This is a genomic window from Flagellimonas oceanensis (genome assembly GCF_003992595.1).
GTDB classification, from domain to species: domain Bacteria; phylum Bacteroidota; class Bacteroidia; order Flavobacteriales; family Flavobacteriaceae; genus Flagellimonas; species Flagellimonas oceanensis.
In genome coordinates this window covers 132,181-147,908 of record NZ_RZNA01000049.1, presented here as the reverse complement: position 1 = coordinate 147,908, position 15,728 = coordinate 132,181, and the positions used below count along the sequence as shown (strand labels likewise).

17 protein-coding genes are annotated in these 15,728 nt (G+C 39.5%); 7 read left to right on the top strand and 10 right to left on the bottom strand.

Annotated features, from left to right (window positions below; genetic code table 11):
* Nucleotides 1-2: 2 nt before the first annotated feature.
* Nucleotides 3-650 (top strand): carbonate dehydratase, encoded by a 648-nt coding sequence (gene can / locus EO132_RS16555; protein WP_127138926.1) that lies wholly within the window; start codon nt 3-5, stop codon nt 648-650.
* Between the two features lie 150 nt (nt 651-800).
* On the opposite strand, the gene EO132_RS16550 is transcribed toward can, so the two are convergent.
* The 7 genes from EO132_RS16550 to EO132_RS16520 form a co-directional block, all read right to left on the bottom strand.
* A complete protein-coding gene (locus EO132_RS16550; RefSeq protein ID WP_164732369.1) occupies nt 801-2,777 on the bottom strand; it encodes a M1 family metallopeptidase in 1,977 nt (658 codons plus the stop codon).
* A 479-nt stretch (nt 2,778-3,256) separates the two neighbouring features.
* The gene (locus EO132_RS16545; RefSeq protein ID WP_164732368.1) at nt 3,257-4,048 is read right to left on the bottom strand and encodes an AAA family ATPase; all 792 of its coding nucleotides are present in this window, start codon (nt 4,046-4,048) and stop codon (nt 3,257-3,259) included.
* A 321-nt stretch (nt 4,049-4,369) separates the two neighbouring features.
* Nucleotides 4,370-4,678 (bottom strand): hypothetical protein, encoded by a 309-nt coding sequence (locus EO132_RS16540; protein WP_127138924.1) that lies wholly within the window; start codon nt 4,676-4,678, stop codon nt 4,370-4,372.
* A gap of 64 nt (nt 4,679-4,742) precedes the next feature.
* Complete coding sequence (locus EO132_RS16535) at nt 4,743-6,950, bottom strand: S41 family peptidase (protein WP_127138923.1); 2,208 nt, start codon at nt 6,948-6,950, stop codon at nt 4,743-4,745.
* Nucleotides 6,951-7,407: 457 nt separating this feature from the next.
* Nucleotides 7,408-7,764 (bottom strand): helix-turn-helix domain-containing protein, encoded by a 357-nt coding sequence (locus EO132_RS16530; protein ID WP_127138922.1) that lies wholly within the window; start codon nt 7,762-7,764, stop codon nt 7,408-7,410.
* Between the two features lie 2 nt (nt 7,765-7,766).
* Nucleotides 7,767-8,060 (bottom strand): type II toxin-antitoxin system HigB family toxin, encoded by a 294-nt coding sequence (locus EO132_RS16525; RefSeq protein ID WP_127138921.1) that lies wholly within the window; start codon nt 8,058-8,060, stop codon nt 7,767-7,769.
* A gap of 234 nt (nt 8,061-8,294) precedes the next feature.
* Complete coding sequence (locus EO132_RS16520) at nt 8,295-8,621, bottom strand: DMT family transporter (protein ID WP_127138920.1); 327 nt, start codon at nt 8,619-8,621, stop codon at nt 8,295-8,297.
* A gap of 718 nt (nt 8,622-9,339) precedes the next feature.
* Here EO132_RS16520 and EO132_RS16510 point away from each other — a divergent pair.
* The 6 genes from EO132_RS16510 to EO132_RS16485 all read left to right on the top strand — a co-directional run bounded on the left by EO132_RS16510 (nt 9,340) and on the right by EO132_RS16485 (nt 13,403).
* On the top strand, nt 9,340-9,567 hold the full coding sequence (locus EO132_RS16510; RefSeq protein ID WP_127138918.1) for a helix-turn-helix domain-containing protein: 228 nt from the start codon (nt 9,340-9,342) through the stop codon (nt 9,565-9,567).
* Nucleotides 9,564-9,899: a HipA N-terminal domain-containing protein gene (locus tag EO132_RS16505; protein WP_127138917.1), complete on the top strand. Its 336-nt coding sequence runs from the start codon at nt 9,564-9,566 to the stop codon at nt 9,897-9,899. Before EO132_RS16510 ends, EO132_RS16505 begins: the two co-directional genes overlap by 4 nt.
* Entirely contained in the window at nt 9,889-10,833 is a 945-nt protein-coding gene (locus EO132_RS16500; protein WP_127138916.1) for a HipA domain-containing protein, read from the top strand. Before EO132_RS16505 ends, EO132_RS16500 begins: the two co-directional genes overlap by 11 nt.
* 730 nt (nt 10,834-11,563) lie before the next feature.
* Entirely contained in the window at nt 11,564-11,908 is a 345-nt protein-coding gene (locus tag EO132_RS16495; RefSeq protein WP_127138915.1) for a single-stranded DNA-binding protein, read from the top strand.
* A gap of 60 nt (nt 11,909-11,968) precedes the next feature.
* Nucleotides 11,969-12,418, top strand: a complete 450-nt coding sequence (locus tag EO132_RS16490; RefSeq protein ID WP_127138914.1) for a JAB domain-containing protein — start codon at nt 11,969-11,971, stop codon at nt 12,416-12,418.
* A 403-nt stretch (nt 12,419-12,821) separates the two neighbouring features.
* Entirely contained in the window at nt 12,822-13,403 is a 582-nt protein-coding gene (locus tag EO132_RS16485; protein WP_127138913.1) for a BfmA/BtgA family mobilization protein, read from the top strand.
* A 174-nt stretch (nt 13,404-13,577) separates the two neighbouring features.
* Here EO132_RS16485 and EO132_RS16480 read toward each other — a convergent pair whose 3' ends face one another.
* From EO132_RS16480 to EO132_RS16470, 3 genes are all read right to left on the bottom strand, one after another.
* A complete protein-coding gene (locus tag EO132_RS16480; protein ID WP_127138912.1) occupies nt 13,578-14,036 on the bottom strand; it encodes an RES family NAD+ phosphorylase in 459 nt (152 codons plus the stop codon).
* Nucleotides 14,036-14,623 carry a type II RES/Xre toxin-antitoxin system antitoxin gene (gene parS, locus EO132_RS16475; RefSeq protein ID WP_235856490.1) on the bottom strand — a complete coding sequence of 196 codons (588 nt, stop codon included), beginning with the start codon at nt 14,621-14,623 and terminating at the stop codon, nt 14,036-14,038. Before parS ends, EO132_RS16480 begins: the two co-directional genes overlap by 1 nt.
* A gap of 150 nt (nt 14,624-14,773) precedes the next feature.
* A complete protein-coding gene (locus EO132_RS16470; protein ID WP_127138911.1) occupies nt 14,774-15,631 on the bottom strand; it encodes a toprim domain-containing protein in 858 nt (285 codons plus the stop codon).
* Between the last annotated feature and the right edge of the window lie 97 nt (nt 15,632-15,728).

Sequence of the window (15,728 nt, the reverse complement as noted above, 5' to 3'; positions counted from 1 at the left end):
CCATGAAAACAGACTTTTATAAAAGCTTAATAGAAAACAACAAAAAATGGGTACAGTCCAAATTGGAAAGCGACCCGTATTTTTTCAAGAAATTGGAAAATGGACAGCATCCTCCCCTGCTATGGATAGGGTGCTCAGATAGTCGGGTACCCGCCAATGAAATTATAGGGGCCAACCCAGGCGAGGTTTTTGTGCATCGTAATATTGCCAATATGGTAGTGCATTCCGATTTGAATATGCTCAGCGTATTGGATTATGCTGTCAACGCATTGAAAATCAAGCATATTATTGTCTGCGGGCATTATGGATGTGGAGGAATCAAGGCAGCTATGGGAAATCAATCCTATGGATTGGTGGATAATTGGATACGGCATATTAGAGATGTGTATAGACACCATTATATGGAACTGGATCAAATAGTGGATGAAAAGAAACGATTTGACCGTTTTGTGGAATTGAACACAAAAGAGCAAGTATATGATCTGGCCAAGACATCAATCGTTCAAGATGCCTGGAAAGATGGACATGAACTTTACCTACATGGTTGGGTTTATGGAATTAGTACAGGGATTGTAAAGGATTTAAAAGTTAACTTTAGTTGTAATACACAATTGGAGGAATTTTATAGACTCGATAGGACTGGAATTTGAATATAACCACCTGTAAATTAAATAATAAAATAAAATGATATGAAATCTATTTTCTAAGGCCAGATTGTTTCTTCGACGGATTCTTTGATTGAAAATCTAAAAAAACCTGTACACAAGTACAGGTTTTTCATTGCTATAATGATTGATTTTTTAATCTTCAATGACCTTGATATCCACGGGCCAAGCATCATTTGAACTATTGATATCAGGTAAAATACGTTCAGGGTCTATAATCAGGGATTCCAGGGACTTATCAGTTTTCAAGAAATGGTTCCAGCTATCTCCCTTCATCCAAATTTCCACTGGCAGTTCAATGTGTTCCTTGCTACCATCTTTATAGCTGGCCAATAGTTTCACTGGCATGGGTATGGCTTGTCTATTCTCTAAGGCTACAATATATCCTCCTTCATTGGACACTACAGTGTTGATGGCCAAATCAATATTTCCATTACCGTAGAACCATCCTTTCCAGAACCAATCCAAGTTCTCGCCAGCCACATTTTCGATATGGTTGAAAAAATCAGCAGGGGTAGGATGTTTGTAGGCCCATGATTTTATATATGAACTAAAAGCATTGTCAAAACGCTCCTCTCCAAGGACATATTCACGTAAGATAGTCAAGCCCAAGGCAGGTTTTCTGTATGCGGCCATACCTAGATTCCGGCGATTGAGTGCAACATCAGGATAGGTGTTGATGCCTTGTCGGGTGGGACTGGTATAATAACTCAATGAATTTCGTGTACTGGTTGGTCCGGATGCATACTCACCGTTATTAAAGGTCTCAGTGGCGTATTGATTGATAAAACTATTGAAACCTTCGTCCATCCAAGGATACAAGCGTTCATTGGAACCGACGATCATAGGGAACCAGTTATGACCAAACTCGTGGTTTGTGACACCCCATAGGCCACGTCCTGTACTTTGAAATCTGCAAAAATTAAGTCCTGGATATTCCATGCCCCCAACATTGGAAGCAACATTGGTGGCAACAGGATATGGATACTCGTACCACTTTTGGGAATAATGTTCAATGGCTCCCTTGGAATATTCCGTAGATCTACCCCAAGCACTGTTTCCACTGGACTCAGATGGATAAGCAGATTGCGCCATTGCCTTTTTGCCGCTGGGCAAATCAATCTTTGCTGCGTCCCAGATAAAGGCTTTTGAAGTGGCAAAGGCCACATCCCGGGTATTGTTCATTTTGAATTGCCAAGTGACATTTCCTTCTTGAACGGGACGGGTAACCGATGGATTGTTCACTTCCTCAGGGGTAATGATGAATACGGTTTCATCACTTTTGGAAGCACTGTCCCAACGATTTAACTGTTGGGATGTCAATACCTCTTTTTTATTCACCAGTTCTCCTGAACCAACTACAATGTGATCATAGGGAACTGTAATGCTGTAATCAAAATCGCCATATTCCAGATAAAACTCTCCGGCACCCAAATAGGGCTCAATATTCCATCCCTTTACATCATCGAACACTAACATTTTAGGATACCATTGGGCCAAAGAATAGATGGTACCCTCTTGAGTTTCCTGTTGTCCCATTCTATCCATACCACTCTCAGGTATCTTAAAAGAAAAATCCATGGAAATTTCAGCTGTTCCTCCGTTGGCTGGAATTGGCTGGTTAAGGAATACCTGCATCCTGGTATCTGTAATCAAGTGTTCCGAAGAAACACTGCCTCTTCTGCCTGTTTTGGCCTTAAGGTTGGAAATGGTATATCCGCCATCGGTGTCACCGGCATATCGATTACCTCCAATCGGCGTGGTCAGAGTGCCTCTCGAGGTTTCTGTGAACCTATTTTGTTCCAAGGACATCCAAACAAAATCCAAAGCCTCAGGACTGTTGTTGGTGTAGTTGATTACGATGGATCCCTGTAATACATCCGTGTCTTCGTTCAAGGTGGCGTTAATTTTGTAATCGGCAGCATTTTGCCAATACTTTGGACCTGGTTTCCCGGAAGCGGAACGGTACTCGGAACCTTGCCGATACATAAAGGAACTAAACTTGGACTGATTGCCCTCTTGAACGGTTTGCTGTGCCATCAATTGTACACTGGCCATAATAAAACAAAGGGACCAAAGCATCCCTTTTTTGCTAAATCTGATGTTTTCCATAAGTGTTACTTTCCATTTTGGTCTCCCATAAAAAGTGGGGGTTGAATATTTTCCAGAAAGATACTCATATTTGAGTTGATAGTTCAATAGTATAGGGCTCTTTGTAGGCTGAAGAGTGATAATTTCAAACTCATTTATCTTTTTGCTTAGCCGGTGCAAATGACATTGGTCAATACATGAATATCAATAGGTGTTGATTTTAAATTAATTTCGGTACTTCCCGATACAGAAGTTACTTTTCCTTATTTTATAGGGGTTCCCAGAGTTTTGAGGCGCAAATGGGACACAAAAAAGTTAAGATAATCAAATCTATTATCTGTTTAATAGATAATAAAAGGCGAATCAAAAATCTTATCCATGGTAAAGTTGAACCATAAAAAACCATTACTTGGATACAATCAAAATGAATTTGGATTACACCAAATTAATGGGAAAACTAGATTAGAGTAATTGCAATACTGTATTTGAACTTTAGCAATTCATTCTAGATGTCTAAGGTAGGCTTCGGGATTATTTAAAAAAGACCTTGTTAGTGAATAGTGTTCTGTTTCCTTGAATTCCACCTTTTTCATGGTGTCGTCCGAAATTTGGTAGATTGCCGCTCCGGGGTACGCCATCAGGATGGGGGAATGAGTGGCTACGATGAACTGGGACATGTTGTTCTTCAAATGTTCTTTGATAAAGTAGAGCAACGAAAGCTGCTTAGAGGGGGAAAGTGCAGCCTCAGGTTCGTCCAATAGATATATGCCGGGTTTGTTTATCTTATCGTTCATTATCTTGAAGTAGGCCTCCCCATGTGAGAAGCCTTGAAGATCCTGGCCATAGCTTTCATGCATCGCATGAATTTGATAGTTCGAATTATCGCGCATGGATTTTATAATGGAGTCTGGAACCTTCCCCTTTATGTCCTCGAAAAAAGTGGAAAGTCTGTTGTCCTCATTCTGGATACTGTTCAATAGGTTTCCAAAATCCTCGGCTCTTAAAAAGAATCCTCTAGGTCTATCTATAGCCCATTCTATGGAAAGAAATTCCACTAAAGCCCTCGCAGCTTCAAACCCTCTTTTTCCATAGGAAGAACCGTCCATGTTCGGAATCTGTAGTCTCATTGCAAGAGTTTCCAACAGGGTACTTTTACCAGTACCGTTATCACCTATGATGAAGGTAATGGGGTTGGAAAAATCGAGGCCTCTGGCATACCTGACCACAGGAACATCAAAAGGGAAAGGCCTTTTACGGGGACAATCGATGCTTACTTTGGATATATATGACACTATTCAGGTTTTTTCATGATCAGGATAATCCCTTCTTGATCTTTCATATTTGTCACACTTCGGCAGGACGTTGGAACATTCAAGAGTTAATTAGAACTCTATTTTTCAGTTTGATTATTAAAGGACCGACAATTCATTTTTAATCGTTGTCCCGCCCTTTAATAGTTACATATATTGCCAATATTATCAGTAAACTTGATAAAATACCCATCCTGAACCCATATCTTCAGAGATGAAAATAAAATTTATAGCTATTAAAATGGCACTTGTCGTAATAATCAATAAGGGCAAATACTTACTCTTCATCTGTTGTTTGTTCTTTTAATCATCTTGACTTTCTGCTACACTTAGTTTGATGAATCTATTTTGAATTAACATGGCGGCAATAAACAAAAGAAGGGAAGAAGCTACTGCCATTATCAATGATAGTGATTGATCACCAAAAATTTCCTTGTTCCAAAATATCAACGGGATTCCCAAAAGGCCAATCAAATTTATAATACCTAAAAAGGACTTCTCGGCTTTCAAAGTTTTTTCACAGCTTTTACATTTTATCCCATTTCGGGTTTCAGATAATAATATAACTTTAAAAAATGGTAAGCGGTTATTGCAATTAGTACAGTTTGCCATTTGTATTGTTTTTATTAGTGTGATAATCGGTTATTTGAACCTTTATCAACTTTTCTGATGGTTGCTAATCTTTGGTAATTATTTCAATTGCTTTTTCCATCAGTTCGTCCTTACCTTTCCTAATTCCTTCAATAGTTGGTTTAACTTCAATATCCGGAACAATGCCAACTCTCTGTGTCTCTTTTCCGTTTGGATAATATACTCCAATTCCCGAGATCATAGTTCTCATACCACCAGGCAAAAATATCGTTGATACATTTCCATCAGCCCCTGCGGTTGTGCTTCCAATTATTATGGTGTTGTCTCCCGCTCTAAATGCCATGGAAGTATATTCGGCTTGGCTTTGTGTAAGTTCATTGACCAAAACCACTAATTTTCCTTTGTATGTATCTCCTTTGCTGGGTATTTTCAGTTCTTTCCCAAACGTGAATTCACCTGGATTATCGACATTGCCATTGGTAAACTTTACAAATGGGGTAAGGGAAGATACAAAATAGGTGCCCAAGGCGAACGGAACAAATGTGGAGGGATAATTCCTGATGTCCATGATTATACCTTTAGTGTCTTTGAATTGCTCTTTAATTATAGGTATGTCCTCATTCTTTATGGTTTGTAGGGTCACATAACCTATATTGTTGTCCAACATTTTGAAAGACTTTCTATGATCTCTTCTATACCATCGATAAGTATCAAGACTATCTTTTGGATACAGTTTTAGCAACTGGGTCTTTGCAGTCGTGTTGTCCGATTCAACATGGATTTCAATTTCATCATAATTTGAGCGTAAAAGATCTGCGGAAATGTCCCTTAGCATTGTAGGGTGGTTTGAAGCTGGATAATATTTGGCTCTCTCCTTTACAATTTGATTTACGGGTATGTCATTGATCTTAGTGATGATGTCTCCAATTTCCAAGCCGACCTTACCTCTATGTTCTTCATTAAAGAAGTCGGTTACGACCAATTGATTTTCAATGAAACGAACATGGACCGGAGGATAATTCAATCCTTTCCATTTATTTATCTTGCCAGCACCTTCCCAGATATTGGCGTGCGTATCCTGAACATCCCCGATAAGTTGTATTGTTGCGAATTCATATTGCAGTTCGTCTTTGGCATTCAGGAAAAGTGGGATATATTCACCTAGTACAGCGTTCCAATCTTTGTCCGTTAAATGTTTATACGGAAAAAAATAATGAATCATGTTCCAAAATCTATATAGTGAAAGGAGTCTGTACCCATCATCAGGAAAAGGCATAAGATAATATGCTTCTTCATTTTTAAAATTCGGGTTGCCAACGCTCGGTGCCATGCCTATGTAATAATGTTTTCCTTGAGAACGGTTGTTGTAGACATCCAGTAACTTTTCTTTAAGTTGATGATCTTGGTCCTCAATCCATTTATGATCGGGACGAATTACCGCATCTTCACTTGTAGGTTTGCATTTGGAACATTTTTTTAAATCGCCTAAAGTAGTAATCCAATTGATCAAAAGTTTGTCTCTCTCTACATCACTTTTGGTTTGAATGTATTTTGGCAAAAACCTAAAGAGCTCATAATCCCAATTATAATTTCCTTTGGCTATTTCTGGATGATGGTATTTGAGAAACCCCCAAACCCTGCCCAATAACTCTAGGTTTTCAATTTCTTTGGGAGACACATCAGATAGTTCTATCAATGATCCTGAATCAAATTCCTTGTCCAATTGTGCCTTGGCCGGCTTTCGTTTGACTTTTTTCAGGGTTTGCACATTTTTACCATCGATTGTCACTGTAAAGTCATCGTACCATGCCTCACCTGAACCTACAAGTATGCCGGCAACATAAATCATTTCAGCGCCTTCAGGATAGTTAAGGGTTATCGTATATTTTTTCCAGTCATTTGTTCCCGTTATATTTTGGTTTTGCATATTGTCAAAGGCCAAGGAAGAACCTCTGCCATCAATTCTCATCAATAATCCGGCAAAACCATTTTGGACGTCCTTGGTTTTCATATAACCTTCAAGTTTTATGCTTTTGCCCTCATATTTAGCGGGTATTTTGTAAGCAATACTTCCAAAGTTGCCACTTTCAAGAGATGAAACCCTTCCGGACTTGGTTCCCGAGTAGGCTAGGGTATCAATGGATAATTTATGGTTTCCCCATTGAAACCAGTCATCTGCGAGTGCGTTTCCTTCTTTATGATTTTCAAAATCTAGATTAAACTTTTCATCATTTTGACCATGGCAACCTACAGAAATCAATAGGATTAGAACCGAAAATAGTTGTTGTTTCATCAATGGTTTTTTAGTGTTTGGATGTAGATAAAATCTACTTTGCCGGATTTTGTCCGATATTGTCGGGGGGAATGCCACTTGACCTGTAGCCTGTTAAATGTAAAAAAAACCAAATAGGGAGAAGGGAAGGTTAACAGTAATTTAAGGGAGGACTAGGTGTGAAAAGTCCATTTTTTCTAATAGTTTTTGTTTGATAAATTATTTGTTTCACATGAAAAGCTAAACAATAGAATTATGAAAATTCCAATAATATAAAATATGTCTCTTTTATATGAAATCATTGTCAAAATCTGTTTCCCATAATTTTGTACAACATTTTCGGCTCGTATGAGTAGTTGCGTGGTTTAGCGGTTAACTTTGCAAGTACACACCAAACTGGAGATTCTCGAGGAGTTTCAGAAGTAAGCGAGAACAAGCAATTACTTATGGCCATCTTTGTTGGCAACTGGCTTTTTTATTAATAATCTTGAACTAACACTTCAGTCGGGATGTGAAGTGTTGAATTCAGTTTTCTTATCATTCCGAGGGTCAGTTTTCGTTTTTTGCTTAAAATTTCGCTGACTCTACTTTTAAATCCAACAACTTCGGCTAAATCCTTTTGTTTCATTCCCATTTGCTCCATTCGGAATTTGATAGCCTCAATTGGATCAGGCATTCCAATTGGAAAGTTTTCATTTTCATATCTGTCAATTAAGATTGAAAGGATTTCCAATTCATCTCCCTCGTCAGTTCCTTTTTTTGCATCAAAAATGTCCTCAAGTCTGTCGAGTGCCTTTTGATAGTCTTTTTCGTTTCTAATTGGTTTTATTTTCATAATCAGATATTATTTGCGTCAATTTTGTCATATTCTGCGTGAGTTCCGATGAATCTTATCCAGCATATTTGATATTCAAAGTTGAATTTTACAATCAATCGGTAGTTGTTGCCTTTAATATTGTAAACAATTCGATTGTCTTTTAAGATACTTGCACTGGGGTAATCGTTTTTTAATTCATTAATATTTTTCCATTCGGATTTTTCAGTTTCTCTAAACCAAGACTTTAATTGTTCTTCACAGTCAGTGTGCTTCTCCCAAAAGTCTCGTAAAGTTCGTTTAGCTATTACTCTCACATGATACTTATTTGACGCAAACCTAATAAAAAAGTTACCAATTTGGTAAAAATTTTCTTTTTTCAGCTTGTTGCCAACGGTTAGTATATGAAAAGTAGGCGATTATGAAGCACAAAACTTTCGGTTAAACACAAAGTTTAATAAGTGCCAAATACCTTGATATTACTACTATTTAGCCTATTTTTTATATACATTGTTGGCAGTATGTGCTTTTCTTTTTTTAGTCCGATTTCTTTAATGTGAAACTACTTTCAGTCCTATAATTGAAGCAATTAAGGTCGTAATGAAAAATAGTCGCCAAAAGGTTGCTGGTTCTTTAAAAACAAGAATCCCAATTAGAACTGTCCCAACTGCTCCGATTCCTGTCCAAACTGCATAAGCTGTGCCAATCGGCAACTCTTGAGTCGCTTTTATAAGTAGAAACATACTAATAGCTAAACAAATCACAAATCCAACATACCAATATGTCGATTCAGTTCCAGTAGCCTCTTTCGCTTTTCCCAAGCAAGCAGCAAAGGCGACTTCAAAGAGTCCGGCAATTATTAATATTATCCAATTCATTTGTAATTAATTTCTTCTCGTATTATTTATAAATCGTCATTTTCGGTCTGGTTTTGCATTACTGCCAACTTGCTTATATGCTGAACATAATTCCGTATATCCCACCAAATTGGGTGCCTATACTGAAGTTTTGTCTTGTTTTACTACATGTATACATCATCGTTTATTTGAACTTTTGTTTATTTTCTCAATGGTTTTTGTCTCAGTTTTTTAAAAATTCTGATTCATTACCGTTCCAATAACATTTAATATACCTCCCATTCTCGAATTCATGTGAGCAATTCCCATATCCATATAATCGGTGTGCGCATTCTGGACATAGTCCAATCATTTTCGAATTATGAGTGTAAAACTTACTTTCACATTCTGAACAAATTCCAATCTTGTGACTTATCATTAATCTGAACTTTAAAGTTAATATTATCGTGCAGAAGTTACTTTTCCTTATTTTATAGGGTCTCCCAGCATTTTGAAGTGTAATAGAGGTGTAAAAAAGTTAAGAAAACCAAACATTTTTATAATATTTAGATTAATCAATGTGAAAATCATTTACTGTGATATTCATTTCGATAGCGTTTGAATTTGAGCGTACTATGAACCCAATGGATAACGATTGTTTTATATGTGAAAACATATAAAATTGTGTATTCTTAATAATATTATATGTTTTTACATATAATTTAATATATTTGATGCGTTTTATATCTAAATGCATATAATGTATAAGCTATCCGAGTTTGTCAAGACCCGTAGGAACGAGGTAAACCTGACGCAAGAAGAATTTGCTGAACGTGCAGGTGTTGCCCTTACCGTAGTGCGAAAAATAGAACAGGGGAAAACAAATCTAAATATGGACAAGGTCAATCTGGTCTTGAGAATGTTTGGACATACCCTTGCTGCAGTTCCTTTACATGCCATTGATAATGAAAATACAAAAGTCCAATGAGGAATGCCAATATACTATATGATGGTATCAAGGCCGGAGAGCTCATGGAAACCGATGATGGGGACTATGTATTTCAATACGATGGGGATTACGTGGAACAATATCCTGACCAGTTCATAACGTTCTCGATGCCTGTCCGAATGGAACCCTACAGGGACAATAGATTGTTTCCGTTTTTTGAGGGATTGATTCCGGAAGGTTGGCTATTGAACATTGCATCAAAAAACTGGAAATTGAACAAGAATGATAGGATGGGACTATTGTTGGCCTGCTGTCAGAATTGTATCGGAGCAGTGAGCGTGGAACCCTTAATGAACAACAATGAAGGGTAAGTGTCTATACTGTTATGAAGCGTTGGAGGGTGACCTTGATTTTCATGAAAGGTGCGCTATTGCTTTCTTTGGTAAAAAGGAAGCGCCAAAATTGGAGTATAGTTTGGATCAAATGTCCGAACTGGCCAAAAATGTGGTAGAGCGAAGTGTTTCCGTACCAGGTGTGCAACCTAAATTGTCGATGTCACTGTTTAATGATGCAGGTAATACCGGAGACTTTCGGTTGACAGTGGTGGGGGCACTTGGAGGCCAATATATCTTTAAACCACCATCAAGAGAATATCCGGAAATGCCAGCGAACGAACATTTGACCATGCGCATCGCGGAATCATTCGGTATTCAGACCGTTCCCTCCAGTTTGATACGATTAAAATCCGGCGAGTTGTCCTATATCACAAAACGTATCGATAGAACGGATGAGGGACAAAAAATCCATATGCTTGATATGTTCCAGATTACGGAGGCCTATGACAAATATAAAAGCTCCATGGAAAAGGTTGGAAAGGCACTGTACCAGCATTCGGCCAATACTTTGTTGGATATGATTTTCCTGTTTGAGATGACCTTGTTCTGTTTTTTAACGGGCAACAATGATATGCACTTGAAGAATTTTTCCATGCTGGATTCCCCATCCGGTTGGATTCTTTCCCCAGCATATGACCTGCTCAATGTCACCATTGTCAATCCTGATGATAGCGAGGAACTTGCATTGACCATGGAAGGAAAGAAAAATAAGTTAAAGAGGATCCATTTTGAAAACCTTGCCAAGAAGATGGGGCTTACGGAAAAACAAACGGAAGTGGTATTCAAACGATTTTTACGAAAGAAAAAGGATGCCCTGCGTTGGATTGACAAATCCTTTTTGTCCCCTAAAATGAAAGTGGCCTATATTGATTTATTGGATGATCGTTATGAACGAATTTTTGATGCATAGTATTGAAGGTGGTCAACAGCCCGGACCCTCTAATAATAGCCGGCACCTAATTTTGGGAGGAGGTCAGAACAAATATTATCACGTACACGAAACCATCCTCAAAATTGAGATACAATTTGCATTTTATGATTCGCGTAATGCAAATAGTAGAACATTGACATCCACGATTCGATATTTGTTAAGCAACCCAAACTTTTTATGTTTTGAATATGAAATGACCCAGGCCTCTCCCAAGAAGCCCTGAACAGTTGTCCACCAATTCCTTATACCATTGGAGTTGTAAATGGTTTTGTTATATGAGTTTCTATTACTTTATGTAGGTTGTAGCCTGAATTTTAAGGGGGTCATAATAAAAGAAGCCCTTGGTTGTTTTCCGGGACATCGAAAAACAGGGCAGTACCCAGGGACTTCCAATCAGGACACCAATGACTTCACTCGCTCAACTTCCCGTTCGCTCATTTGCCACTGGGTCAGATGGAATTCCCAAGGGTCCTTGTGGAACCTCTCAAGGCCAAGCCCAGTTTTGCCAGTAAATAGGGTATCCATTTCCTTGAAAACCCAAGGGTTTTGCTACCTCATGTACCCTCCCGATTTCCTGTCCAAAGCCTTGACAGAACCCGCTTCTTTCATTGTGCTGTGCACGAAGGAAACCAAACGAACGCCCCCTTAAAATTTGGTCAACATCCAAAGGAACCAAGGGGCAATCATTAATCCTTTAAACCTTTTTAGAATGGGAAATTTAAGAAACAAAGTACAGCTGATCGGTAACGTCGGACAGGACCCGGTAATCACTGATTTTGAGAAAGGAAAGCGCATGGCACGGGTAAACCTGGCCACCAACGAACACTACAAGAACAATCAAGGGGAGCGGGTGACCAATACCGAATGGCACACCCTGATCGCCTGGGGAAAGCTCGTGGACATCATCGAGGGATTCGTGGCCAAGGGCAAGGAAATTGCTGTTGAGGGAAAACTTACCCATAGGTCCTACGAGGACAAGGAGGGGAACAAACGCTATGTGACCGAGGTTGTGGTTAGTGAGATCTTATTGTTGGGAGGCAACAATGAGGAATAGAAACCGGAGGCGCTCCATGGTTCGGGGCGCCTTTTTCTTTCAACTATCAAGGTATTGTACATGGAACACAAAGTCAATGAAATACAGATCAGTTACCGGGAGAAGCTCGTGACCCTCAGATCGCTCTCGATCACAAATTCCAAGGAAGTGTCCCAACTCCTATATAAGAATTGGGATGCCGATACCATTGGATTGCACGAGACCTTCAAAATCGTACTGTTGAACCGCTCCAACAAGGTCAAGGGAATCTATCCGCTGTCCCATGGGGGCATCACGGGGACCCTGGTGGACATGCGCATCCTTTTTGCCATCGTGCTCAAGACACTTTCAGTGGGGATCATCCTGGCCCATAACCACCCATCGGGACAGTTGAAGGCCAGTGAAATGGACAGAAAGCTGACCCAAAAGATCCAACGGGCGGCGCAATTGTTCGATATCCAGGTATTGGACCATTTGATACTTGCTCCCGATGGCAGCTATTACAGTTTTGCCGATAATGGATTGATGTGATATCAAACAACAAACAATCCAAGCAAAGGGGGATTTTGATAAATGGAACCAATCAGGCCCAATCATTATGATTGGGTTTTTTGTTCAACAAAGCATAACTTTATAGGGAACCAATTTGGGTACGGCATAATGATCTGATTTGACTTTCCCAAAGTCCGTACCATTGATCGAAGCATAAAAGAGGCCCATCTTTTTTCAGTGGCAGTGCGATACGTTTTTGTCCCTGCGGGACGAAAAGGAGGAGCAAGAGGATAGCGTGCCCACGCAGCGCTATTTATCCATTTTCCTTCGGAAAGGCCCTGTTTATAAGGAATACAGGGATATCCATGAAAATAGGGGTTTTGTTGTTTTTGACGAAAAAAGGGCTCGGGCCCAGTAAAACCAAGGAATTTTTAACGAAAAAATGGATCAAGGATACCAAAAAGAGAAGTTCAATAACATGGCCATAAAGGAATCAGTGGCCTTGAAGTTCAGGAGGTATTCCAAGAAGTTCGGCAGGTCCAGGTCCATGACCTTATTGGCCATGTTGGATTTCTTTGAACGGCACGGCATCTCCCCGGACCAGGAATTGGGGGAGACCGTCGCCAGTCTAAAATATCTTATCAGACGGAGGTTCAATGCCATGGTGGCCATCATGCGGAGCATTGAAAAGGAACAGACCCTGCCCACTGTGGGAATGATGCAGGCACTCTTCAATCAAGAACTTGAATCCGACGGGGAATGGGAAGGGGACTTCGATTTTTTTGAGCAGCAATTGACCGAGAAGAAAACACCTTCCAAGCCAGAGCTGTTGGATACAGAGATTACCGTTCCCAAGATCAGGTATGAACACTTGGAGGAGCAAATGGAGGAATTGAAAAGTGACTTTGTGTATGTGCTGGACCATGTGGTCGAGAGCAGAAACAGAATAGGCAGGAAACATTTGATCATGGACCTGGATCCTGAAGCGATCGATAAATATAAACGAAAGCTACGACAGTGGTAATTTTTTGATTTATTGTGCGACCCTGACCTTCTTTGAAAACCATGCTCTGATCAAATCCATATATAGGGATAAAGGAGGCGACCGAAAAATGTCCATACCCAGGAGGAAATATAACATCATTTTAATAAAGCCCAAACCCTTAAAAATTGTCCAATACACTTTACGGGATGGCCATTATTCAAATATTCTTTTGTCAAACAAAAATTCTTGAACTTGGGATATTGATATTTTAAAAAAATCTTTATGGTTGGGGTTGATTAAATAATTATGGTCATATTGAACAACAGCTGAAGGAACTTTTAAAACACAGGAATCCGCAGTGTCTAAAAAATCATCTCCGATTCTCTGAGTACTGACTCTTGGTGGATGAGTGTTCCAATTTTCAGGAATGTCTTTTTGCTCCAATACTTTTATTTGGATATCATCTGGAATGTCGATCTCGATCATTACAAAGTCACTTGGCAATGTGGCCAAAGTCAAATGTACAGCAACCTCTGCCATTGCTAAAGCCCTGCTTTCGGCCGAATGAATGATTTCCCTTCCTTTTGAATTCCATCTATTCCCGGATTTGGCCGCGCCTTTACCATTTAACTCATTCGAGTATTTTTTCTTTGATAGTCCATATACTCCCATCAAGTGAAAATTCCTTGATCAATTCTGTTCAATTCGGCCATTACCAATTCCTTGCCATATGAATCTTTTAATAATTCGGCCGGTTTCAAGTTACCTAAGGCAAATGAAGGGGTATTAAGCCATAAATAAAACTGTTCAGTTGTATCAAAGACTTCTTTGCCAAAATGGGTTGCTTCTGCCAACTCTATAATCTTTTCCGTATGAATCGGTTTAAATAGATAATCAGCATCATTTTGATGTCTTTGTAAAGTTTTCTTTGACAAGTTCAAGTATACGGCCCAATCATCTTCGGAAAATGGAGTCACATCCTTTATTTTACTGAATAATTTATAAGTCAGCCCCTTTCTTATGGTTTTGATAACAAGCATTTTATTGTCAAAAAAATCTGAAAAGGTTATGTTTTCCGTTCTGGGATTAACCTCAGAGGACTTATCCAAATTTTTGATATAAGCTTGGATTGCTTTATTTAAGGCAGTTAATTGCTCAGTTTTTTTTTGATGTTCTTGCACAACCCTAATAAGACATTTGTCTTCAACAATAAGACATTTGTCTTGAGCCTCAAAACTTCTCGTATTAAATGTGGGCAAATGTTTATCGGTCTATGTATAAATCAGGATTCCTAGGGTTTTATTGGAAAAGGATTGAAAATAGATGGATTTTTTAAGCGATGCCATAGATTGCCAATGGCAAGATTTTTAACGGGTATATTCACGGGCACTTCAAAAATCCACTTGGATCTAATTGCCATCTTGGAGCTTTTCATTAAGGTCCTTGAACCCACGGAACAGTTCCCTTCCGTCTTCCAGGTTCCCATGTTCCTCCAATAAGGTGTTGGTCATACGGTCCCCGGCACAGTCATTGTCCAAGAGCAATCTACCTTTCCCATAGCCACCAATGGTTTTTCCCAGTTGGTTGGCAAAAGCAAGGGAATTCAAAACCAATATGTCCGAATCCTTTAACCAGGTCGGACCCATGACCATTAGCGATAGAAAATCGAACATGCCTTCGACAATGGCCAAATTTTCCTTACCATTTCTTATATGTGTTATGGCCTTGGGCGAGGAGCACAGTTTTTGGAAGCCGTTCCGGAGTTCCCATCCTCCCTTGGTGTTCTTGAGTCCGATCGCAAAATAGTCCCGGTTTCCCATTTCAAAATGGACCTCCTTTGTATGGGAGCGTGCAATGGTCATTGGGATACACCTTTCCTCCAGATACTGCTCCAATGCAGGATGGGATATGTCCATTACCTCTCCCACAATGATTCCTCTCTTGGTTTTGGCCGGTACTTTGGCCGGGGCAGCAGTTTGTGTTATGGAATAGGTGTTTCCATCCAATATCTCCAGTACCTCGGAAACGGAGGAATCGGTGATCTTCATCATAAGGTCGATCAGGTTTCCGCCGATGCCCTCACCATGGTCGTACCATCTGTTCAAATCCTTGGAGACCTTGAAGGATGCTTGGGTCTCCTTTCGAAAAGGGCTGAGGAACCATGCCTCCTTTTTGGATTCCCTCGTTGGGAAATGTCCCATGCTTGCCAATGCCGAAATGATGCAAAGCTCGCGCGCCGTTTCACAGTTCATTCTTTTTTCTTTCATGGCTCTGTTTTGAGATGATTTTTGATGATTTGATGACAATTCTCTGGGAGGCCCCATAAATTCTAGTGGTTCCCCGGTCATCATTTTGTCATCGTTT